Source organism: Caballeronia sp. A2-2 (assembly GCF_057612605.2).
In genome coordinates this window covers 211691-234947 of record NZ_CM172588.1, presented here as the reverse complement: position 1 = coordinate 234947, position 23257 = coordinate 211691, and the positions used below count along the sequence as shown (strand labels likewise).

Annotated in this window: 18 protein-coding genes, 1 tRNA gene and 2 pseudogenes; 5 read left to right on the top strand and 16 right to left on the bottom strand. The window is 60.9% G+C overall.

Annotation, left to right across the window (positions count from 1 at the left end):
* The first annotated feature begins 112 nt into the window (after positions 1-112).
* Together ACZCWR_RS17300 and ACZCWR_RS17295 are read left to right on the top strand one after the other, a co-directional pair.
* Complete coding sequence (locus ACZCWR_RS17300; RefSeq protein ID WP_487304727.1) at positions 113-388, top strand: DUF2164 domain-containing protein; 276 nt, start codon at positions 113-115, stop codon at positions 386-388.
* A gap of 291 nt (positions 389-679) precedes the next feature.
* Complete coding sequence (locus ACZCWR_RS17295) at positions 680-1657, top strand: HNH endonuclease (RefSeq protein WP_487304212.1); 978 nt, start codon at positions 680-682, stop codon at positions 1655-1657.
* A 697-nt stretch (positions 1658-2354) separates the two neighbouring features.
* Here ACZCWR_RS17295 and ACZCWR_RS17290 read toward each other — a convergent pair.
* Positions 2355-2639: pseudogene (locus ACZCWR_RS17290) on the bottom strand (ShlB/FhaC/HecB family hemolysin secretion/activation protein); the annotation flags it as partial.
* Positions 2640-2876: 237 nt separating this feature from the next.
* Positions 2877-4169: pseudogene (locus tag ACZCWR_RS17285) on the bottom strand (two-partner secretion domain-containing protein); the annotation flags it as partial.
* A 303-nt stretch (positions 4170-4472) separates the two neighbouring features.
* On the opposite strand from ACZCWR_RS17285, the gene ACZCWR_RS17280 reads away from it, so the two are divergent.
* The gene (locus ACZCWR_RS17280; RefSeq protein ID WP_487304211.1) at positions 4473-4634 is read left to right on the top strand and encodes a hypothetical protein; all 162 of its coding nucleotides are present in this window, start codon (positions 4473-4475) and stop codon (positions 4632-4634) included.
* A 769-nt stretch (positions 4635-5403) separates the two neighbouring features.
* Here the strand turns inward: ACZCWR_RS17280 and ACZCWR_RS17275 are convergent.
* The 10 genes from ACZCWR_RS17275 to ACZCWR_RS17230 all read right to left on the bottom strand — a co-directional run bounded on the left by ACZCWR_RS17275 (position 5404) and on the right by ACZCWR_RS17230 (position 16303).
* The gene (locus tag ACZCWR_RS17275; RefSeq protein ID WP_487304210.1) at positions 5404-5706 is read right to left on the bottom strand and encodes a hypothetical protein; all 303 of its coding nucleotides are present in this window, start codon (positions 5704-5706) and stop codon (positions 5404-5406) included.
* Positions 5707-5733: 27 nt separating this feature from the next.
* The gene (locus tag ACZCWR_RS17270) at positions 5734-6057 is read right to left on the bottom strand and encodes a hypothetical protein (protein ID WP_487304209.1); all 324 of its coding nucleotides are present in this window, start codon (positions 6055-6057) and stop codon (positions 5734-5736) included.
* Positions 6058-6093: 36 nt separating this feature from the next.
* Positions 6094-6408 (bottom strand): hypothetical protein, encoded by a 315-nt coding sequence (locus ACZCWR_RS17265; RefSeq protein WP_487304208.1) that lies wholly within the window; start codon positions 6406-6408, stop codon positions 6094-6096.
* A gap of 22 nt (positions 6409-6430) precedes the next feature.
* Positions 6431-7891, bottom strand: a complete 1461-nt coding sequence (locus ACZCWR_RS17260; RefSeq protein ID WP_487304207.1) for a DUF1254 domain-containing protein — start codon at positions 7889-7891, stop codon at positions 6431-6433.
* 38 nt (positions 7892-7929) lie between these two features.
* Positions 7930-9357 (bottom strand): DUF1254 domain-containing protein, encoded by a 1428-nt coding sequence (locus tag ACZCWR_RS17255; RefSeq protein ID WP_487304206.1) that lies wholly within the window; start codon positions 9355-9357, stop codon positions 7930-7932.
* 408 nt (positions 9358-9765) lie between these two features.
* A tRNA-Ile gene (locus tag ACZCWR_RS17250) sits at positions 9766-9842 on the bottom strand.
* 142 nt (positions 9843-9984) lie between these two features.
* Complete coding sequence (rpoD, locus tag ACZCWR_RS17245; RefSeq protein ID WP_487304205.1) at positions 9985-12042, bottom strand: RNA polymerase sigma factor RpoD; 2058 nt, start codon at positions 12040-12042, stop codon at positions 9985-9987.
* Between the two features lie 440 nt (positions 12043-12482).
* Complete coding sequence (dnaG, locus tag ACZCWR_RS17240; RefSeq protein WP_487304204.1) at positions 12483-14366, bottom strand: DNA primase; 1884 nt, start codon at positions 14364-14366, stop codon at positions 12483-12485.
* 29 nt (positions 14367-14395) lie between these two features.
* Positions 14396-14842, bottom strand: coding sequence for a GatB/YqeY domain-containing protein (locus ACZCWR_RS17235; protein WP_487304203.1), 447 nt, complete (start codon positions 14840-14842; stop codon positions 14396-14398).
* Between the two features lie 246 nt (positions 14843-15088).
* The gene (locus ACZCWR_RS17230; protein ID WP_487304202.1) at positions 15089-16303 is read right to left on the bottom strand and encodes a BaiN/RdsA family NAD(P)/FAD-dependent oxidoreductase; all 1215 of its coding nucleotides are present in this window, start codon (positions 16301-16303) and stop codon (positions 15089-15091) included.
* An 89-nt stretch (positions 16304-16392) separates the two neighbouring features.
* Between ACZCWR_RS17230 and tsaD the strand changes: the two genes are divergently transcribed.
* Complete coding sequence (gene tsaD / locus ACZCWR_RS17225; protein WP_487304201.1) at positions 16393-17421, top strand: tRNA (adenosine(37)-N6)-threonylcarbamoyltransferase complex transferase subunit TsaD; 1029 nt, start codon at positions 16393-16395, stop codon at positions 17419-17421.
* 3 nt (positions 17422-17424) lie between these two features.
* On the opposite strand, the gene ACZCWR_RS17220 is transcribed toward tsaD, so the two are convergent.
* Together ACZCWR_RS17220 and ACZCWR_RS17215 are read right to left on the bottom strand one after the other, a co-directional pair.
* Positions 17425-18051: a glutathione S-transferase family protein gene (locus ACZCWR_RS17220; protein ID WP_487304200.1), complete on the bottom strand. Its 627-nt coding sequence runs from the start codon at positions 18049-18051 to the stop codon at positions 17425-17427.
* Between the two features lie 38 nt (positions 18052-18089).
* On the bottom strand, positions 18090-19319 hold the full coding sequence (locus ACZCWR_RS17215; protein WP_487304199.1) for an MFS transporter: 1230 nt from the start codon (positions 19317-19319) through the stop codon (positions 18090-18092).
* 105 nt (positions 19320-19424) lie between these two features.
* Here ACZCWR_RS17215 and ACZCWR_RS17210 point away from each other — a divergent pair, with 105 nt between their 5' ends.
* A complete protein-coding gene (locus ACZCWR_RS17210; RefSeq protein WP_487304198.1) occupies positions 19425-20348 on the top strand; it encodes a LysR substrate-binding domain-containing protein in 924 nt (307 codons plus the stop codon).
* Positions 20349-20355: 7 nt separating this feature from the next.
* Here ACZCWR_RS17210 and folE2 read toward each other — a convergent pair whose 3' ends face one another.
* Together folE2 and dxs are read right to left on the bottom strand one after the other, a co-directional pair.
* Positions 20356-21162, bottom strand: a complete 807-nt coding sequence (gene folE2, locus ACZCWR_RS17205; protein ID WP_487304197.1) for a GTP cyclohydrolase FolE2 — start codon at positions 21160-21162, stop codon at positions 20356-20358.
* A gap of 152 nt (positions 21163-21314) precedes the next feature.
* Positions 21315-23231 carry a 1-deoxy-D-xylulose-5-phosphate synthase gene (gene dxs, locus ACZCWR_RS17200; RefSeq protein ID WP_487304196.1) on the bottom strand — a complete coding sequence of 639 codons (1917 nt, stop codon included), beginning with the start codon at positions 23229-23231 and terminating at the stop codon, positions 21315-21317.
* Positions 23232-23257 lie beyond the last annotated feature (26 nt).

The window sequence follows — 23257 nt, the reverse complement described above, 5'->3', positions numbered from 1 at the left end:
GAAGCAAAGCGGCATTGGCAGCAGATGAATCAAAGAAAAGTTGGCGTCAATTCATTTGAAACACTGCATCGTGCTAGCTCTTGCGGATAAACGAGCGCGCGTTCATTCAGGGATATTTCAACGGGCTGCTAAAGAAAGCCGCGCCGATGCAATCGCCTCGATCCAGAAGTATTTCGAAAAAAACATGGAGCAGCGCATAGGCAACATTGCCGCTGGCGCATTGCTTGGCTTCTTTCTCGAGGAGATTGGTCCTACTATCTATAACCAGGCAGTCGCGGATGTACAAGAACGGCTTCAACAGCGCGTAGATGAACTCGAATATGAAATTCATGAAGATGAGTTTCAGTATTGGCAGAAGCATGAGGTAAAGGCGCCAAAGAAAACTTGAGGAATGAGTGAATACGAGCGCCCTCGCCGGCATAACGTCGCGCGACGAAACTCCACACCCGGCCGACCTTCGCATTCCATAAGGCATCTGGATAAGGTTGCTGGGGCAAATCGTTTAATTGCTGTCGGATTTCCAACCACACCGCGCCGCGCGTTTCCTGACCGCGCAGCCAGTCCACGCCGTCCATGAGTTCATAGAGGCGGGCCAGGAGGGCCCTCGCGACGCGCTTGACTTCCTCGGCTTCGTCCGGCGCCACCAGCGCCTCGACGGCCTGAGCAATCAGGCCAAGACGTGCGCGAAGCTGGTCACGACGTCTCTGCTTGGGACGTAAAGAACGACGGCGAAGTCATCGCCAATCCGAACGACAACATCTCGCGGAACACAGCTTGGGCTTTTCCGGGCAGCGAGAGCGAATCGCTCGTCGCCTGCATATGGTTTGACGGCTTGACAATCAAAGAAGACGGGGTCGTTTATATCGGAAACGATAGGGCATACCGTCAACGACTTCTGGATCTCGACAGAGGCGAGCGCCGGAGTGAGGTACGTAATCGTCTGCGTACCTGGACCAGGCGCTCGCGTGATCTCGACTTCGCGGTTCAAGCAGCATACAAGCTCAAACGACCAGTGCGACTGATCCTTTTGGACGGCGACGATGTTGATGAGACAAATGCCGATCGCGCATCGACTGTTTCGGCGCGAGAACTAGACCCCGCAACTTGGTGGATTCACGACTACGACTTCTCGATCGTCGGAGGTGGAGAATATCGAATCGTGCGGGGAGAACATCCGCCCACCCGCGAAATAGACGACGCGTCCCCAGAGATTCCCGATCTTGGAGACGATTCGCTGCTCCAGGAATTAATCCGAAATTTAAGCGAAACCGAACGTGACGCGGTCATCAAAGCGCGTGTCGGCCAAGGACCCTACCGGGATGCCCTTTTCGAGCGCTGGGGTGGCTGTTCCGTCACGCAGGTCTCAATGAAAGAGGTGCTCACTGCGAGCCACATCAAGCCGTGGAGCAGGTGCGATACGGCTGATGAGCGGATCAGCGTATCAAATGGCTTATTGCTCGTCCCTACTCTAGACCGTCTCTTTGATCGCGGCCTAATCACGTTCGACGAAGACTTCCAAATTCGCATCAGCTCGCAGATATCGATCGCACACCAGCGACATTTTTGCATCGATCCAAAAACACGGCTGCGGTTACGAGATTTCGATGATCTCAAGCCATACCTGAAATGGCACGAGCAACTGGTTTTTAAGCCTTAGTCGGAATCCCTTTATCCTTTACGTAGGAATTGTTCAGTGCTTCGTCTACCGTGCCGGGTCAATTTGGTCGGTTGCACGCCAACGCATGGCGTTCGAACCGCGTACCCCAGATCGCCATCGAATCGAGCACACGGGTCAGCGGGGGTGCTTCATCGGCCCTGGGTACGGGCCGCTTCGCGCCGAGCCTGCGCGGGCTGGCTCGCGTGGGCGAACTCGGCACTTGGAAAACACACTCGCGAGGGCGGAATATGTCACCCCCAATCTACATTGCGGGTTTATGCCAGAGAAGTGACCCACTCAATGCGTTCGAGAAACTTACTCAATACTCGCGTTAGATTAGGATGAGTTTAATTGTTGCAGCCAGCAAGATGGAGAGAAGTCGTTGCTGCCTAGCGGACGCTGTGCCCCACATCGTCCCCAGAAGCCCCTTGTCAGGCACGTAAACACCGCCAACTCTTTGATAGTTTTAAATAAGTGTTGGTGGGCCGGGCGGGATTCGAACCCCTGCGAACGGGACATGGCGGGGCATACAGGGGCACCAAGTGTTTGATAAACAAAGGGGTTGAATCTATTCGTGCCCCTGAGTGCCCCTCGACTGTCCCCGGCATTGTTCCTGAGCTTGCAAGCCTCGCAAACCGCGCGGAAACGGCGCCCCCTTCTCCGCTGTCCATCCGGCAGCACGCGCGACATCATGTTCTTAAAGTTGCGCTGTTACCTGAAACCCGACCGTCACACGTGAGGTCGGGAATCCCGACGGTTTATAAATTGGCGTACCCGCGAAAAGGTCATAACTAATACCGACGTACTTCGAAGGCATGCCACCCCGGATTCCGATCACCGCGCCCACGAGTTGGGTGCCGGCCAAGAACGTCGTGTTCGGTCCGAATACGCGCCCGTAGTCTATGCCAGCGTAAAGCGTCTGCCCTGTCTTGCCGACCGGCGCCTGCAACTCGTTGCGCCAGTAGAAGCCACGTTCGGCCGCGAGCATCTGTTCCCCGTCGAAGCCACGCACCGTGTAGCGGCTGCCGATGGTCAGATCGTCGAGGTAGTTGCCGCTCTGCTCCTCGACGCCGTTGTAATCCCCATGCGCATCGCCCTTCTGCTGGCTGTAGCTCGCGCTGCCGCCACCCTGACTGATGCTCACCCCGGCGCTCTGACTCTCCTGATGCGCCGCGCTCTGGCTCGTGTCCTGCACGCTCGCGATGTTCAGATCGCCGCCGATCAACGCGGAGACTTGCCCGCCATTGACCGTCGCGCCCTTGATGTTCGTATCGCCACCCGACACAATGCTCACGCTGTTCGTGCCACTGATGTGCGTATTGTTCTGCGCCGTCGAATCAGAATTCGCATTGCCGTGCGCGCGGCTGCCCGACGCTTCCACGCCGTACCCCGACGAACCGTAGAACACGCCGATGCTGCCGCTGCTCGATTCGTTCTTGCTGCGGTTCGAATCCGTGTCCGTCGAGTTGACCAGATTGACCTGGTTGCTCGCGGCCAGCACCACGTCGCTGGCGTTCACATTCGAACCCGCGATCGTCACGTTGCCGCTTCCCGCCGTGCTGTTCCCCTTGGCGATGAACGACGTCGTGCCGCCCGCCGTGATGTTCGAACCATTGCGTTGCGTACGATTGGCGTACATGCCGCCCAACGCGCTCACATCGATCGCGACCGATGGCGCTGCACCGCTTCCGGCAATCGGCGTCGCAGCAAGTGTGTCGTGATCAACCTGATTCGAACCTGCAACGACGTTCAGATTGTTCGCGTAGATCGCGGCATTAACCTGAATGGCGCGCGCCAGTAAGTCGACCTGATCGACATTGGTCGCGTTCAGCCCCGCGCCTTGCACGGTGATGGCGCCGCCGGTAACACTGAAGCCTGCGAGACTGCCGTTGGCGCCGAAGTTCGGCGTGCCGGTCGTGAGAATCGCGCGCGACGTATTAATGAAGCCTCCGCCATCCAGCACCAGCCCCGACGGATTAGCAACGATGACTTCGCTGCGAGGGCCCGCGACTTCCAAATACCCCCGCAACTGGGACGGCGCATTGCTCATCACCTGATTGACGATGATCTTGGCCGAATTGCCCGGCGTCAGATTCGCGTTGCCACTGATGAACCCGGCCTGCTGAGTCTGGATATTGGTGGGCGAGTTATTGAGAATCGCGCCCTTGGCTGGCACATCGAACTGTGAATAGGTGTTAAGCGACACGCCGCTGCCAGACGGTCTTGCGATATTCACCTGATTCAGACCATTCTGAGTTTGAATGACCTGCGCACCGGAACCAGGTGCTGCGACCACCTGTGCGTTCGCCCATCCGGACGCCGCGCCGAGCAGCACGATGGCAGCCCAGGCCAGTGCGCTCACAACCGGCGCACCGATTGAACCGGCCGGCGTGCGCCGTGTAACGTCTTCTTGCTTCCCTGCTCCGCTACCGTGCGCCGACACAAACTCAGCGACCGCTACCAGCACGCCACGCACGCGATTGAAAATTAGCCTGTAGGAATGCTTAATCATTTCGTTATATTTCTTAAATCTTTGAGAATGCCGGTCACGCGCGAAGCGAAGGACCGCTATTTACGCGCGAAATAACTACTGGTAACAATCGGAATCCTCTGGCTTAAAACAGGCGCTTACCGCCTCCGTCTGACGAGCCAAGACTGATCGCAGCCTGGAGTCAGTTGAGCTGAAGCGAGATTCAGCTCAGACCGTCTGACAATTGCAACGCTCGAGCACGGCCTTGACGCGCGATCCATAGTGTTCCTGGCCGCGTGCGACGTGCCGGATTGCCTGAGCGATCTCGGTCACGGAGTCTTTCTTGTGGACGACGAGTTCGATGTTGGGAAAATGAAATTGGAGGTGATTGAACAGTCCTTGGTCATACGGACCACCGGGGAGGCTCAAATCGATGCCGAGCACATCGCTCGCGTGCTGCTTGAGCACTTCAAAGAGATTGACGAACGATGTCGCTTCGCCAACTAGATCAATATCAGGATGGTGTTTGAGCGTCTGTGCGACGCCAAAGAGGATGACCGGGTGCGGGTCCGCGATGGTGGTTCCAATGCGTTGGACTTCGAGACGCTGCCCGGATGCTGCCGATGGTGTTGTTGTGTGCCACGGATCGCGTTCCTGTGAAGGCCCGGCACCGCATCCCTCGCTCTCAGACGAAGGGGCGGGCGGAACATTGACAAGGTCGGCAGACCGGGAGAATGACCATAACCGGAAACCCTTGCGGGTTCCCTACCATGTTCCGCCCATAGGCGAGCAGGAGCATCACGACGTCTCCAATTGGGGAAGGCGTGCGGGGTCTTCCGGCATACGCCTGCTTTGCGCAGGCGAACCGGGGACGACAATACTAGGAGCTGCCAAGCTCCTGTTCCAGCGCGACCACGCGCCGGACACAACAGAATACGACACAACCGCGCGACTTGATTTTACGAAAACTCCGGTGTCGGACTCCGCAGCAGTGCATAACAATTTCGCTTGACCCCGCACCCGCCCCACACACGGCTTTGCCGCCGCTGCGCGCTTTCCACGCATGGGCACGCTTGCGCGCTCGTTCACCGTTGTCCCCAGCGTTGTCCACTGTCGAGTCTGCGCCACACGCCCTGACTGTCGAGAAGTTTTTCCACGGCCCGCCCAGCACCGGCGCGGGTTGCGCGGATGCGCTCGAGCGCGGACCCGACTTTGATCGCACGTTCTTAACGTTCGAAGGGACGTCAGTGAGTCAGCGGAGTCACTAACGCCGGGTTCAGGGAAGACTGCCGACCTTCATGCGCTCACGGGCCACGCGCACCTGCTCGGCGAAGGTCAACGCGCGTTGGGCATAGACCACGACGCGCCGTCCTGATACGCGGAACAGACCGTCATCGGCGTCCGGGTTGCGGACCGGCGTATAGCCCGCACGCTCCATCTGGTGGGGAATGGCACGGCGATTGTGACGGTCGGCCAGTTCCGTCTCCACCGAGCGCGGGTTGTGACGCATGGCGCCCGAGATGAGATCGTCGAGCGTGAGTGCAGAGGGATTCCCGAGCAGATCGACGAGGTCGCGCATCTCGCCGCGTTCGGGTGCGTCGCCCGCCTACATCATGGTCCAGAACGCGGGCGTATGAGGGGGCGGCGCTTTCGGATCGAAGCCCGAGAGATCGCGGGCGCGCAGCCATGCGGCCACATGACCGTGTCCGTCCTCGCCATACCAGGTCCACAACGCCCGCCAGTAGTCCTCACTGAACTCGGCAGCGGTGGCCGTGCTCCACGCGACGAAATGGCGGCGATCGTCGGCGGGCAGGTACAGCCCGTCGGTGAGATGGTTGGTCGTGAAGATCACGCCGCAGACGTTGGCGACGTAATACTCGCGCAGATGCTTTTCATCGACGCGAATTACATCCGGCGGCGCGGCCAGCAACGGTTTGCGGTGCTCGTAGAAGGTGTAGCGGTCGAGCTAGCCGAGGTCGCGCACCTTGGAGACGCGCACGATCACGTTGCGCACCCAGCCGTTGGCGCGTACCGCAAAGCGACCGTAGCCGCTTCTTGGCACGACGGCATTCACATGTGCAGGCTCATGCTGATCAGCGAGCGCGAACGGCTGTTTAGATAAGCGTGAGCAACTGAGAAAGTAACTACGAACGTCGTCCGTCTCGCGTCGGTGCTCACCCGCCAAGGGACGTTCATGAAAGACAGTCCCGCAGACGTTGGAAAGGCTCCTCTGTGGCTGGAAATCAGCTGAATGCCGCTTTTCTTCGTTGCTGCGACTCAAGCTCATCACTTAAAGAAATCGACTAATCCGCGCGCGTGACCGGTGGCGGAGACCATGAGCCGTCAAGAATCGCCCGCCGAGGCCAGTATGACCGGATGTAGAGCGAGAACGCACCCTTGGGTGCCGGAACCCAGTTCGCCTCTTTCTGTGCCCCGGGTGAATCGTGCTGGAAATAGAGCGTGAGCGAGCCGTCCGGGTTGTACTTTAGATTTTTGCTTTTGGTACCGAGCGAGAAGCGATTCAGTTGGTTCGCTTCGAAAAGATGCTCACTGTTGTAAAGCGTTAGCGACCAGAATCCGTCGACTGGAGGAAGTTTCCCCTTCGGAAACGTGACCGTGTAGCGACTCGCGCCATTCAGACGCTGGCCGTTGGAGTCGAAGTCCGTGTAGATATATCGCGTTTCCTCGGGCGCGTTATCGTACATGTTTGACTTCGCGGTGGCCGTCCGTGAAAGATAATCCGTTCCCCACCGTGCACCGTTGGGAGGAGACGTCCATCCGTGTCCCACCGGTCGGCCGTTGTTGTGGAATTCAAAGAGTGGCGCGATAACATCGGCCTCTGTCGCGACGGCAGCTTGCTTTAACGACGCCTTCAGTTCGGGGTTTTTCGACGCGGCTTTCAGCACTGAATCGATCATGCCGTACAGGGCTTCCTCGCCGGGCAGCGGCGGAATCATCTTCATCACGTCCGGCAACTCGTCAAAGAATTTTTCGGGATCGACCCATTTGACTTCGCCCGCGCCTCCCGCCGACGGCGCAGGGAAAGAAGGCGTGTTTTTCCAGTTTTTGATCTGCATCTTGCCTGTGAACTGGCTAAGCGGATACGCCTGTACCAGCTTGAGCAACGGCTGGATCGCAGCTATGTCCTCGGGTGTGTCGTCCTGAAATACTCTGGGAACAATGGCTACAAGATCGGTCGGCGATCGATAGACAGCGTTCATGCCAGCAGGCCTTTTGCCGGTCCAATGCGGGCCAACCAGGAGGTAGAAGCCTGGCTTGGTGTGATGCTGCTTTCCGATGCTGGCGAGCGAATCAGTGCGGCCATCCGTGATCTGGTAGGTGTAGAAACGGTCGCCGAAATCCGGCACCTGAATGACGATCGGCGTCACATCGAGACGCATATAGCCGGCACCGTAGACCGTATCCTGGTTAGGACAGGTCACGTAGTTTTCGGCAGCATCAATATAGTCGGTCAGCATGGAGATGTGATTCGGAGGCGCAGCCGGCACCACCCCACCTACTCGACCCCGCTCCGGCAAATCCTTCATTCCCAGCGACCGGTTGAAATTGCTCACGAGCGGCCAACCCCAAATATATGCGATGCGACCGACCGCAGCCACGTATTCCCGGGTCATTACTGTTCCCGCCGGCGTACCGGGCACTTCCGATGCCAGTCGGGGCGTTGCAACCTGCTGTGCCCGAACGATTGGACTGCACATGATAGCGAGGACAATTGCCATGGTGATGCGGCCGCGCTTCAGCATCGGTTTCTCCATTGTCGTTTGCTGCCTGCCAATGCCAGCTACTTCAAAGATTCGATATCCGGCAGCTTCCAGATCTTGTCGAAGAAAGGTTTCTCGGGGCCATAAAGACGAAACAGGACTTCGAAGCGGCCGCTCGGATGGGTCGGAATCCAGTTCGATTCCTTGCCAGACGGTGCGACAGGTGCGAAATAGATATCTACTGAGCCATCCGTGTTCTTCTGCAGCCCAGGCGTGTTGGACGAGCGACTCGACCAACGTGAATGGCGAATCAATGCGTGGGTGAGACCATCATAGACAGTGGCCGACCAATACAGCTTGACCGGAGCATTCGCCGGTACGTTCAAACGATAGGCTTTGCGTCCGTCGAGCCACCTGCCGTCACGGTCTTTGATCGTCATCAGGTAGAACTGGCCGGTGCCGATTTGTTTTGCGCTGAAAAACGCCATCGAATAGGTCACGGCGCGCGCGTCAACGGGATAACTGTCCGGCTTGTCGAAAAAGCTCGGCATCCCTTCGGCGACCTCGCGCGAGGCCGGCAACGCCCAATGCGAGCCCGCGTTGAATGGTGGAACGAAGACTTTCTCGTATTGCACATCAAGCGATGCCCGGGCTTCACGCGCGGCAGAATTAAATATTCTCTTGGTCTTTGCATCAGGCGAAAACTTCTTGCCTTGCTGAATGCCAATCGAATCGAGCATGCCTATCATGACTTTGTCCCGCGTCAGCCAAGGCTCTGCCTGTACGAAGTCATTCAGGGTTACGAAATAACGTGCGTCGTAAGGGATAGTGGCGTCGAACATCTGACCGTAGGCATCGACGAATTTCGTTTGTCCGGAATCGCCCTCGAGCGGATAAAACCGGATCCGCTTGCCATACTCGACGGCCTTGGCGATGGCATCGTCGCTGCCGGATTTCAGATTGGACCGCAGAAGTGCATAGCCTCGGTAAGTATCCGAACGAACTACCGTATAGCCCTTGGGAATCGTGTCCTTGAAGTCAGGCGACACAATCAGGTACTTGCCGCCGCTTCCCTTGTCTGCACCGGCCGGACCTACGTCAACAAGCGCGTTCTGCCAGCTATCGTCGATGCTGCCGGTGATCGACCCGTCGTCTGCTGGTGGAATTTCGAGCACCATTGCACCGTTGCGCACGTCATAGAAAGGCATGAGGTAGATGGTGTCGGGATTCGGCGTGAGCGTCTGGTTTTTCCAGTCCACCGGACGAGACCAATATGCAACTTGATTAGACGTGCCGTGCAGCTTCTGTAACGCCTGAAGCATCAATTCAAAGTTGACAGCCGGCATCCCCCATAAAACAGCTTCAACGGCACGACGTTCGACGGTACGGTCGGCAAGTTCGGTTGCCGAAATTTTTTTCTCAGGCGTGGCCGCCGACGCTACGTGGACTAGAGCCATCGTCAATGGCAATAACAGGGTGCCGAACATTGCGGTGCCGGATCTTTTCATTCCTCACCCCTCGTCTGATTTGTCACGAATCGGCACCGTTTGCATCGGCGCAATGCTGACCAATATCAGATTCTGAAAAAAGCGGCTTTGTTTCGGTTGTCGGAGTGGACCGGTTGAGAGCTATCACACGCTGATTTTTCACCGTTTCCGTGAAGGCGCGAATGATTTCGAGCGGCGAGGATCGACAACGACTCTACGACGTTGCCGTTTGGGAGATTAAGAGCTCACCGACAAGGTGCCGGACGAAGGGGAACACACAGAGTACGACGCTGCGAAACGCAGGCTGAGCAAGGTAGAGGTCATGGGCCCTTAGTGGGCACTGTGACCCACATAGTCCCCGGAGTGTCCCCGAAAGCCCCCTGTCAGGGACGCAAAACCGCCAACCCTTTGATAACTCGGAGAAATGGCTGGTGGGCCGGGTGGGATTCGAACCCACTGTCGGTCGATTATGAGTCGACAGCTTATACCAATTAAGCTTCCGGCCCTTGCACAAGCGAGCGCAAGCGTCCAAAGAGAACAAAAAGAAAGCGCCTCGACGGCGCTTCCTTTACATCCCCAAACGCGCAAGGCTAATTGAAGGTTTGCGAGTGTGCCTCACAACGCATCCCAATACAAGCCCGAAGCCAATCAATTCCCTTCGAGGAAGGATTTCAGCTTGTCCGAACGGCTCGGATGCCTCAGCTTGCGCAACGCCTTCGCCTCGATCTGCCGAATCCGCTCTCGCGTCACATCGAACTGCTTGCCGACTTCCTCGAGCGTGTGATCCGTGCTCATCTCGATGCCAAACCGCATGCGCAACACCTTCGCCTCACGCGGCGTCAGCGAATCGAGCACGTCCTTCACGACATCGCGCATGGATGCATGCAACGCCGCATCGGATGGCGCCACCGTGTTGGTATCTTCGATGAAATCGCCCAGATGCGAGTCGTCGTCGTCACCGATCGGCGTTTCCATGGAGATCGGCTCCTTCGCGATCTTCATGATCTTGCGGATCTTGTCCTCGGGCATCTCCATCTTCTCGGCCAGCGTCGCCGGGTCCGGCTCAAGACCGGTTTCCTGCAAAATCTGCCGCGAAATACGGTTCATCTTGTTGATCGTCTCGATCATGTGAACCGGAATTCGAATGGTGCGCGCCTGATCGGCGATCGACCGCGTGATGGCCTGTCGAATCCACCACGTCGCGTACGTCGAAAACTTATAGCCGCGACGATATTCGAACTTGTCCACCGCCTTCATCAAGCCGATATTGCCTTCCTGAATCAGATCGAGGAACTGCAGGCCGCGATTGGTGTATTTCTTCGCGATGGAAATAACAAGCCGCAAATTGGCCTCGGTCATTTCACGCTTGGCCTGACGCGCCTTCAATTCACCCGCCGCCATCTGACGGTTGGTTTCCTTGAGGTCCTTCAGCGGCAACACCACGCGCGCCTGCAAATCCAGCAAACGCTGCTGCTGCTCGCGAATAGCGGGAATATTGCGTTCGAGCACGGCACTGTACTCATGCCCTTCCGCCACGACCTTATCCGACCATTCGAGGTCCGTCTCACTGCCCGGAAAACGCGTGATGAACTCGGCGCGCGGCATGCCGCATTTATCGACGACGGTATGCAGAATCTGCCGCTCGACCTGACGCACTTCATCCACCTGCGCGCGCAGCGTGTCGCACAGACGCTCGACAGTACGCGCCGTGAAGCGAATGTTCATCAACTCGGTCTGAATGGCTTCCTGCGCCTTCAGATACGCCTTCGACTTGTAGCCTTCCTTTTCATAGGCGCGGCGCATCTTGTCGAACCACTCGCTGATGAGCGCGAACTTCTCCAGCGACTGAAGCTTGAGGGCTTCGAGCTGCGCGGCGTTGGCCGTGGCCTGCGCGCTGCCGTCATCTTCCTCTTCCTCGCTGTCGTCGTTCTCTTCGTCCGTTTCCTCTTCTTCGGATTCGATCGCCTCGGCTTCCTGCTCCGAGAAACCATCGGTGTCCTGCGCATTCGGATCGATCAGACCATCGACGAGTTCGTCCACGCGCGTTTCGTCGTTCTGCACGCGCTCGGCCATCGCGAGAATATCGGCGATGGTGGTCGGGCAGGCGGAAATCGCCATGACCATGTGCTTGAGGCCGTCCTCGATGCGCTTGGCGATCTCGATTTCGCCCTCACGCGTGAGCAGTTCGACCGTGCCCATCTCGCGCATGTACATGCGCACGGGATCGGTCGTGCGGCCGAATTCGGAATCGACGGTGGAGAGCGCGACTTCGGCTTCTTCCTCGACTTCATCGTCGGAAGATGCGTTCGGGGCGTTGTCGTTCAGCAGCAGCGTTTCGGCATCGGGCGCCTGCTCGTACACCGCCACGCCCATGTCGTTGAACGTGCTGATGATGCCTTCGATCGCCTCGGTTTCCGTGAAATTGTCCGGAAGGTGATCGTTGATTTCGCCGTAGGTCAGGAAGCCGCGTTCCTTGCCGAGCTTGATGAGCGCGCGCAGTTTCGAGCGCCGCTCTTCGAGTTCCTCGACAGTGCCGGGCGCGCTCGACGAGAACGCGTCCTTCAGAAGCGCTTTTTCCTTCGCGCGGCGGTCGCGTGCCCGAACCTTCTCGACCTTCGCCGCGGGCGCGGCGGCAGGCTCGGCGGGTTGCATTGCGTCGTCTTCGACGGGTACATCGTTCAGCTTTTTCGTCATGGAGTTCGCCATACAGGCTTTAGTCTCGACTCGCGGCTGCTGGACAACAGCCGATGGAACCGTGAATACCAGATGCGCACGCTGCTTCGTCCTGCGTGCCCTGCCCGGAGCGCCATCCCGATCAGACCGAAACTCGATCAAAACACGATCGTTCGCCCTTACCCAAGATAGCAGCCGCTTCCCTTGCGCCCGTCTGTTCGTCGGCGTGCTTTTCTGTCTGTTATCGGTTCATTGCGTGCGACTGCCCACCATGAACCGGATAGCCGATCCAGCCAGCGCCTCTTGCTGCCTACTTCTCCATCTTCAAAATCGCCGCGACGGCTCGCACCGCGCGATACATCCCGAGTCTTCCCTGCTTTTGCCCGCCGGGTGCGCTCTCTCAAAAAAGAGACGCTCGAAGCCCAAATCAGTTGACAAAAAGCAATCAGACTTTAGCTAGAAATTATAGCATTTCACCTGCCGGCGTCCGGGTTCGCGCCCCGTCCCGCCTTGATCTGCGCGACCCGCGCGGACAACTCGGAAAACTCCGCCACTTCTTCGGGCGAGAGCGTCGCCTGACGCGCGAGTTGATCGAGCCGTGCGCGATAGCTGTCATGCCGCAACTTCACGACCGTCGCCTGGAGTTCTTCCGCGAGCAGACGTTTCTGATCCTCGACCCTTTGCGCGGCGGCCTCGTCGGCCGGATCGCGCAGCAGCAAATCCCGCACGTTTTCATCATAGGCGAGAATTTCCTGAAAGATGTCGTTGTATGTGGGCGCGTTTGCTGCATTTCTCAAGACTTCGGACAACAACTGAAACTCCGCCGCGCCGCCCAGTTCGCGCGCATGACCGATGACCTCGCTGAACAGTTCGGCGTGCTCGGTCATGGTGACGAGTGTGCGCTCGCAGTCCTGATCCAGCGCCACCGCGATGCCCGGATACATCACCAGATTGCGCAGCGCCCGCTGTTCCTGACCCGTGACGCGCCGCCGCTCGCTCTTGGGCACCGCCGCGCGCGCCACGGCGGCCGCGCGCGAGTCGATGTCGCACAGCGCGGCGATCTCCGCGAACGGCGTGGCGAGCCGGTCCGACAACATGTGCAGAATCTGCACGCGCAACGCGTTGGCCGGCAGCGCCTGAAGCAGCGGTTTGGCATCGAACAATGCTTTTGCGCGCCCTTCCGGCTGATCCAGTTGCTTGTCGTTCAGCACCTCGTTCAGCAGAAACTGCGAAAGCGGCATCGCGCGATCGACTTGTTCGCCAAAGCCATCCGTGCCGAATTCGCGCACGTAGCTGTCCGGATCGTGCTCTTTCGGCAGGAACAGGAACTTGACCGTGCGGTTGTCCGCGGCATGCGGCAGCGCCGCTTCCAGCGCACGGCGCGCGGCGCGGCGTCCGGCAGAATCGCCGTCGAAGCTGAACACCACGCTGTCGGTCTGGCGGAACAGCTTCTGAACGTGGATCGGCGTGCAGGCCGTGCCGAGCGTCGCCACGGCGTTCGCAAACCCGAGTTGCGCGAGCGCGACGACATCCATGTAGCCTTCGACGACCAGCACGTAGCCCAGTTCACGAATGGCAAGACGCGCCTCGAAAAGACCGTAAAGCTCGCTGCCTTTGCTAAACAAAGGCGTTTCCGGAGAATTCAGATACTTCGGTTCGCCGCCGTCGAGCACGCGTCCGCCGAAGCCGATCACGCTGCCCTTCACATTGCGGATGGGGAACATCACGCGTTCGCGGAAGCGGTCGTAACGGCGCGCCTGTCCTTGCGCGTCCGTTTTCTCGCTGACGATGACCAGTCCCGCCTCGACCAGATTCTCGTTGCGATAGTCCGGGAACGCGGTTTCGAGGTTCTGCCAGCCGTCCGGCGCGTAACCGAGGCCGAAGCGCTGCGCGATCTCGCCCGTCAGACCGCGCTTTTTAAGGTATTCGATGGCGTTCGGCGCGCCGCGCAATTGCTTGCGGTAAAAGTCGCTTGCCGTCTGCATCACATCACTGAGCGCGATAGTGACGGCCTTGCTGGGCGCGCTTTCGCCGCCACCCGCGCCACTTCGGAACGAGTTGGACGGCTCCTGCGGCACGGTCAAGCCCACGTTTTGCGCGAGATCGTTGACCGCCTCGGGAAACGTCAGCCCCGTGTGCTCCATCAAAAAGCCGATCGCCGTCCCATGCGCGCCGCAGCCGAAGCAGTGATAGAACTGCTTGGTCGGACTCACCGTGAACGACGGGCTTTTTTCGTTATGAAACGGGCACAGGCCCATGAAATTCGCTCCGCCCTTTCTCAACTGGACGTAGCGGCCCACCACGTCGACGATATCGACGCGGTTGAGCAAATCTTGCAGAAATGCGTGCGGAATCACCGGATGGCGGCGCTGTTACGTTGATCGAATTACTTCGTGAGCGCGGCTTTCACCTGCGCGGAAACCGCCGTCATGTCGGCGCGGCCGGCGAGCTTCGGCTTGAGCACGCCCATCACCTTGCCCATGTCCTGCGGGCCGGCAGCGCCCGTCGCGGCGACGGCGGCCTGCACTTCGGCGGCGATGGCATCGGCGGAAAGCTGTTCGGGCATGTAGGCGGACAACACGGCGAGTTCGGCCTTTTCCTTGTCGGCGAGATCGGTGCGGCTGGCGGCTTCGAACTGGCTGATCGAATCCTTGCGCTGCTTGATCATCTTGTCGATGACGGCGGTGATGCCCGCATCGTCGAGCGTGACGCGGTCGTCCACTTCACGCTGCTTGATTGCCGCGAGCAGCAGACGAATCGTGCCGAGGCGCTCGGTTTCGCGCGCGCGCATGGCGGCTTTCATATCGTCGCTGATCTGGTCCTTGAGGCTCATCTTTTTTCCAATGCTGGTGCGTGAATTGATTTCTGGCGGCGCGTCAGGGAGGCACTCGCGAAAGTAAAAACCCGCTTGGGAAACGCTCCTCAAGCGGGATCATGCGGGATGTTCTTGACAGCGTGTATGCCCGTCGCCGTGGCGCGCCAGCCATGAAGAAAGCCGGCCTTCGCCTGCCTTCCATGACGTTCTGAGTATAGCAAACGGGTTTTCTTTTCGAGACTGGTGAAACGCCCGTGCGGGCGCTCAGACGGCGTGGGTGAATTCAGCGGCGGCCTTCGCCGCCGCCACGCCCGATGCCCACGCCCACTGAAAGTTATAGCCGCCGAGCCAGCCCGTCACATCCACCGTTTCGCCGATGAAATACAAGCCCGCGACGCGCTCGCTCATCATGGTCGCGGATGACAGTTCGCGCGTGTCGACGCCGCCGCGCGTGACTTCGGCCTTGCGATAACCCTCGGTGCCGCTCGGCGTGAGCGTCCAGCTCGTGAGCGATGCGCCGATTTCCTTGAGCACGCGGTCGGGCAGATCGGCGAGACGCGCATCGGCAGCCACGCGGCGCGCTTCGAGCCACGCTTGGGAAAGACGCGCAGGCACGTGCTCCGACAGGAAATTGCCGATCTGCTTCTTCGATCCCGCCTTGGCGTCGATGAGCAAATCGGTGGCATCGGTGTCGGGCAAGAGATCGACGTGAATCGGTTCCGACGTATTCCAGTAGCTCGAAATCTGCAGCACGCCCGGCCCCGACACGCCGCGATGCGTCAGCAGCAAATCCTCGTCGAACTCGCCGCGCGTCTTGCCGCGTCCCGTGCTGATGCGAACCGGCAGCGACAACCCCGACAACGCCGCGAACGGCGCCCAATCGGCGGACGTGAACGTAAGCGGCACGAGCGCCGGACGCGTCTCCACGAGCTTGTGCCCGAACTGCTTCGCGACGCGATAGCCGAAATCCGTCGCGCCGATCTTCGGGATCGACAAGCCGCCGGTCGCGATCACGAGCGCCGCCGTATCGATCTCGCCCGCGCTGGTGTCGAGCGCGAAACGCGCGCCATCGTGCCGGATTTCGTGTACCGAAACCGGCCGACGCCAGATCACGCTGCCCGCATCGCACTCGCTTTTCAGCACGTCGATGATCGTTTCGCTGGAGTCGTCGCAGAAAAGCTGGCCCTTGTGCTTCTCGTGCCACTTCACGCGATACGTCATGAGCAACGCGAGAAAGTCGCGCGGCGTGTAGCGCGCCAGCGCCGAGCGGCAAAAATGCGGATTCGCCGACAAAAAATTGGCCGGCTGCGCATTGATGTTCGTGAAGTTGCAGCGACCGCCGCCCGAGATGCGGATTTTTTCCGCGAGCCGCTCGGCGTGATCGATCAGCACCACGCGGCGGCCCGACTGAGCGGCGACGGCGGCGCACATCATGCCCGCCGCACCCGCGCCGATGACGGCAATATCGAAGGATTCCATGCCGCGCATTCTAACCGGCGACGCGGCGTGCCCTTCGCCAAAACGCCCGCGCTGCTATACTTTTCTGTTACCTCCGGCGCCCCATTCCCATGCTCGTTCTCGGCATCGAAAGTTCCTGCGACGAAACCGGCCTCGCGCTGTACGACAGCGAGCGCGGCCTGCTTTCGCACGCGCTCCATTCGCAGATCGCGATGCATCGCGAATACGGCGGCGTCGTGCCGGAACTGGCCTCGCGCGATCACATCCGGCGCGCGCTGCCGCTGCTCGAACAGGTGATGAACGAGGCGCAGGTCGAACGCGCCGCGATCGATGCCATCGCGTTCACGCAAGGGCCGGGGCTGGCGGGCGCGCTGCTGGTCGGCGCGAGCATCGCCAATGCGCTGGCGATGGCGTGGGATAAACCGACGGTCGGCATCCATCATCTCGAAGGGCATTTGCTTTCGCCTTTACTCGTCGATGCCCCGCCGCCCTTTCCGTTCGTCGCGCTGCTCGTCTCGGGCGGACACACGCAACTCATGCGCGTGACGGATGTCGGCGTCTACGAAACGCTCGGCGAAACGCTCGACGACGCCGCAGGCGAAGCCTTCGACAAAACCGCCAAGTTGCTCGGTCTGGGTTATCCGGGTGGCCCTGAAGTCTCGCGCCTCGCGGAATTCGGCACGCCCGGCGCGGTCACGCTGCCGCGTCCCATGCTGCATTCGGGCGATCTGGACTTCAGCTTCAGCGGCCTGAAAACCGCCGTGCTGACGCAAAGCCGCAAGCTCGGCGAGAACGTCTGCGAGCAGGCGAAGGCCGATCTCGCGCGCGGTTTCGTGGATGCCGCGGTGGACGTGCTCGTCGCCAAATCGCTCGCGGCTTTGAAAAAGACGGGCCTTAAACGCCTGGTTGTCGCGGGTGGCGTCGGCGCGAACCGGCAGTTGCGTGAGGCGCTCTCGGCGGCCGCAAAAAAGCGTCGCTTCGATGTCCACTATCCCGACCTGTCGCTGTGCACCGACAACGGCGCGATGATCGCGCTGGCGGGCGCGCTGCGGCTCGCGCGCTGGCCGGAGCAGGCCGTGCGCGACTACGCGTTCACCGTGAAGCCGCGCTGGGATCTGACTTCGCTGGCGCGCGTCTGACTTTTACTGCGGCGGATTGAACGGCTGCACGATCTGCTGGAACACAGGCAGCGCTTCGCATCGGTCGGCGTGAGCGGCGAGCATCGGCCAGCGCGTTGCATCGAAGATCGTCGGATGCGCTTCGCGTGTGAAACGCAGCGCGCAGGCCACGGCGATATCCGCGTGATTGATGGCATCGCCGAACCAATACGGCGTTTTGCGCGCCACACGGTCTGCTTCGAGCACGTCCAGCACACGCGCTACTTGTCCCGAGCAGCGCTCCAACCAAACCTGCGACTTCTGCTCGTGCAGCACGCGTTCGTACACCAACGCGACGGCCTTGTCCGCGAGTCCGGTGGCGAGCGCGCAGACCTTTAAAGCCTCCCGCCGCGCCCGACCGCTCGATGCAATCATCGCGCGCGCATCGCCGGCTTCTTCGTCGAGATAATCGAGGATCATCGCGCTTTCGATCAGCACATCGCCGGAATCGAGCACGAGCGTCGGCACGCGCACGAGCGGATTGAATGGCGCGATCTTGTCGGCATCGCCGAACACGGACCACGGACGATGCTCGAACGCCATGCCATAAAGCGTCAGCGCGATGGCCACGCGCCGCACGAACGGGGAATCGTATTGGCCGATGAGAATCAAGATGGCGCTCCGTTTTGCAAGATAGACGGACGGCCAGTTTAAGCGCGCGCGGGCTTCGGAAACAACGGCCATGCGAGCATGGCGAAGACGGCGCCTGCGAGCCAGACCAAAGGCCACGAGCCAAGCGCCAGCACGTGCGGAATCGCGAGCGGCGTGATGAAGAATCCCGCGTAGACAGCCGTGTTCGTCATGCCGAGCGCCGTGCCTGCGCGCGCCGCGCCCGCGAGCGTCGCGAGTTCCGTGTAGGCCACGCCGTGCCACGCCGACACGCAAATGCCTGCGAGCACGATCAGCAACGCGAGCAGCATCGGCCAATGCGCGACGCCGAATGCGCTCGCCGCCGCCAACACCACGAACGACAACGCCGCCGCGCACGTCGATGCGCGCATGTACGCGCGGCGGTTGCCGTGCCGGTCGGTGTGACGGCCGCTCCATACGCGCATGGCCATGGCGCCGAGCTGGAGCGCGGCCATCGTCGCGCTGATCGCGGTCACGCCGAAGTGGCCGATGTCGTGCATGAAGACCGTCGCGAACGTCAGGATGGCGAACTGCGGCACACACAGAATGCCGATGCCGAGTACCACGCGCCAGACCGTGGCGTTTGCAAGCGGCGCGGCTTGTGCGTGATGCCGCGCGGACTTCGACATCGGCGGCTCGTAAAGCCAGCGCCACGCGAACGCGCCCGCGATCACGCACATCGCGGCAAGCGCGCCGAACACCGCCGCGAAGCCGTGCGACGACGCCAGCCACGGCAACATCGCCGCACCGATGCCGCCGCCCATCGGCACTGCCGTTTGGCGGATGCTCATCGCGAGGCCGCGCTCGCCTTCGCCGAACCACGCCATCACCGCGCGTCCGCTGGAACCGTTGACGCTGCCGCCGAGCAGGCCGAGCAGACACATCGCGCTGACGAGCCACGCGAGCGCGGGCGACGCGCCGTTCATCGACGGCACGACAAACAAGCTCATCGCGATGAGCGCGGCGGCGGTCGAGAACAGACCGGTGAGCAGGACAGGACGATCGCCCCATCGGTCCGTTAGCACGCCCCACGGCAGTTCCGACAGCGCGGCGCCCAATCCCAGCGCGCCGAGCGCAAGGCCGAGTTGACCGTTGTTCAAGTGATAGCCGCTGCGCAACCAGACAGCGGTCGTCGGAATGCCTGCCAGCGCGGCGGAGAAACTCGCATTGGCCGCCACGCCGACGCCGAGCACTTTCCAGCGATGGGCGTTGCCGCGCGCGGGTTCATCGAATGTCATGGGCGTGGCCATGTCGGCTTCCTCGGTTGATGTTGACCGAACCAGTGTGACAGCTTACGATCATCCTGAAAATCGCAAAGTTTGCGACGATCCGTCCATCAAAACAGGATGATTGCCATGAGTCAGCCAACCTTCGATCTCGCGTCGCTGCGGAGTCTTGTCGTCGGCATGGATCTGGGGAGTTTCGCGCGCGCGGCGGATCGCGTCGGGCGTTCGACTTCCGCCGTCAGCGCGCAAATCAAGAAGCTGGAGGAACAGGCCGGCACCGCGCTGTTTCGCAAGTCCGGGCGCGGACTGGCGTTGACGGACGCTGGCGAAGTCATGCTCAACTACGCGCGCCGGCTGGTCGAACTGAACGACGAAGCCGCCGTCGCGGTGCGCGGCATCGATCTGGAAGGATGGATTCGCCTCGGTCTGCAGGAGGATTTCGGCGAAGTCGTATTGCCCGATGTGCTCGGACGTTTTGCGCGGGCGCATCCGAAAGTGCGGATCGAGGCACGCGTGGCGCGGAATACGGAATTGCTCGAACGTATCGATACCGGCCAGCTCGATCTCGCGCTCGTGTGGGGCGCGGCGGGCGCGGCAGACGAAGGCCATTCGTCGATGCTGCCCGAACCGATCGCCGCGCCGCCGATGCGCTGGATCGCGTCATCAGGCGTTCCGTGGCGCTTCGATGCAAACGCGAACGAACCGCTTCCGCTTATCGTGTTCGATCGGCCTTGCCTGTTTCATAGCGCGGCAGCGGCGGCGCTGGATCGCGCGGGCATCAAGTGGCGCGTGGCGTTCACGAGCCCGAGTCTGTCGGGATTGTGGGCGGCGGCCGCAGCGGGACTGGGCGTGACGGTTCGGACTTCCTACGGACTGCCGTCCACCGTGCGCGCGCTCGATGCCGGGGAGTCCGGCTTGCCGGTGCTGCCGTCGATTCCGCTGGCGTTGCATCGGTCGTCGGGAAGCGGATCGTCACCGGTCGAGCGGCTGGCGTCGCTCGTGGTGAGTTCGGTGCGCGCGGCGCACGCGGCATCGGAAGGCGCGTTTGCGTGAGGGGCGCTTAGGCGTCGCCCCGCTTGTCTCGCTCGATCACCGCATACGCGCTGTGATTGTGGATCGACTCGAAGTTCTCCGCTTCCAGCACATACGCGACGATGCGCGCATCCGCATTCAACCGAACCGCGATGTCGCGCACCAGATCCTCGACGAACTTCGGGTTCTCATACGCGCGCTCGGTGACGAACTTTTCGTCCGGACGCTTGAGCAAGCCCCACAGTTCGCACGACGCCTCTTCCTCCGCGATGCGCACGAGTTCTTCCACCGCCATCTCGCCCGCGAGTTCCGCCGTGATCGTCACGTGCGAGCGCTGATTGTGCGCGCCGTACTGCGAAATCTTCTTCGAGCACGGGCACAAACTGGTGACCGGCACCAGCACTTTCAGCGACAAACGCGTTTCGCCGTCGCGCTTTTCCGCGATGAACGTCGCTTCGTAGTCGAGCAGACTCTGCACGCCCGACACCGGCGCGGTCTTCATCACGAAGTACGGCAGGCTCACTTCGATACGCCCCGAATGCGCTTCGAGTTTCGTCAGCATGGCGGCGAGCATGGCGCTTAACGCAGCCTGATCGAGCGGCTCGCGATTGTCTTCGAGCAGCGCGACGAAGCGCGACATATGCGTGCCCTTCTGATCGGCGGGCAGATGCACATCGAGATTCCATACGCCGACGCTCGGCTGCACACCGTTCGCGGTCCGAACCGTCAACGGATGCCGCACACCCTTCACGCCCACGCGCGCAATCGCGATCTGGCGCGTGTCGGGCGTGCTTTGAACGTCGGGCATCACGAAGGCGGGATTCATCTGATTCATTTTTATGTCCTTATGCACCGCGCTTTCATGAGCATAGACGCAAAAACGCGGTTCGAAACGTTAAAGCGAACACGGCGCGGGGAGTGCCCGCGCCGTGTCTTTTGCAATGATGCACGGCGCGTAATGAATGCGCCGTTCGAGACTCGAAGCTATCAGGCGACGCGCTTGGTCAGCTTGCCTGCGTTGGCGCTTTCGACGGCATCCAGAAACCGTTCGCGAATGGAACGCGCGATGCCTGCCGCATCCAGTCCCACGCTCGCGAGCAGCTTGGCCGGGTCGCCATGATCGATGAAAACATCGGGCAAACCGAGTTGCAGCACGGGCTTGATGACCGAACTCGCAAGCAGCGCTTCGACGCACGCCGAACCCGCGCCGCCCATGATCGCACCTTCCTCGATGGTGACGATGGCATCGTGCGTGGCGGCGAGTTCGCGCAGGAGGTCGGCATCGACCGGCTTCACGAAGCGCATGTTGGCCACGGTCAGATCCAGTTCCGCGGCGGCCGCGAGCGACGGCGCGACCATCGTGCCGAACGCGCAAATGGCAATGCGCTTGCCCGAACCGAGCTTCTGCGACGACTCGCGGCGAATCTCGCCACGGCCCACCGGAATGGGCGTGAATTGCTTGACCGTCGCCACGCCCGTACCCGCGCCGCGCGGATAGCGCACGGCCGTCGGATTGGACTGCTGAAGCGCGGTATGCAACATCTGACGGCATTCGTTTTCGTCGGATGCGGCCATCACCGTCATGTTCGGGATGCAGCGCAGGAACGCGAGATCGTAGTTGCCCGCGTGCGTCGCGCCATCCGCGCCGACGATGCCCGCGCGATCGATCGCGAACACGACCGGCAGGTTTTGCAGCGCGACATCGTGGATCAATTGATCGTAGCCACGTTGCAGGAAGGTCGAATAGATCGCGACGACCGGCTTCATGCCGTCCGCAGCCAGCCCGCCCGCGAATGTGACCGCGTGCTGCTCGGCAATGCCCACGTCGAAGTAACGATCCGGAAAGCGCTTCTCGAACTCGACCATGCCGGAGCCTTCACGCATGGCCGGCGTGATGCCGACGACGCGCGAATCCTGCGCGGCGGCATCGCACAGCCATTCGCCGAAAACCTGCGTGTACGTTTTCTTGGAAGGCGCGGTCGAAGGCTTGATGCCCTCGGCCGGATTGAACTTGCCCGGACCGTGATACAGCACCGGATCGGCTTCGGCGAGCTTGTAGCCCTGACCTTTCTTCGTCACCACGTGCAGGAATTGCGGACCGCGCAGTTCCTTGATGTTCTGCAGCGTCGGGATGAGCGAATCGAGATCGTGACCGTCGATCGGGCCGATGTAGTTGAAGCCGAACTCCTCGAACAGCGTGGCCGGCACGATCATGCCCTTCGCGTGTTCTTCGAGCTTGCGCGCGAGGTCGAGCATGGGCGGCGCGGCGCGCAGCACACGTTCGACGCCCGCACGCGCGGCGGCGTAGAAGCGGCCCGACATCAGACGCGCGAGATGGCGATTGAGCGCGCCCACGGGCGGCGAAATCGACATATCGTTGTCGTTGAGGATGACGAGCAGCGGCAGGTCGTCGGAGACGCCCGCGTTGTTCATCGCCTCGAAGGCCATGCCGGCGGTCATCGCGCCGTCGCCGATCACGGCGATGGAATAGCGGTCGTCGCCCTGCAGCTTGCTCGCGACCGCCATGCCGAGCGCGGCGGAAATCGACGTACTCGAATGCGCGGTGCCGAAGGTGTCGTATTCGGATTCGCTGCGGCGCGGGAAACCGGAAATGCCGTTGAGCTGACGCAGCCCCGGCATGCGGTCGCGGCGCCCGGTCAGGATCTTGTGCGGATACGTCTGATGGCCGACATCCCACACGATGCGGTCTTCAGGCGTATCGAACACATAGTGCAGCGCGATCGTCAGTTCCACCGTGCCCAGATTGGACGACAGATGGCCGCCGGTCTGCGACACGCTGTCGAGCACATAGGCCCGCAGCTCGTCGGCCAGCGGTTGCAGTTGGCGGCGATCGAGGGCACGCAGATCGGCCGGATCGTCGATGGTTTTCAGCAAGTCGTACATCGTCGTCCCATTTTAGGAAAACTGGC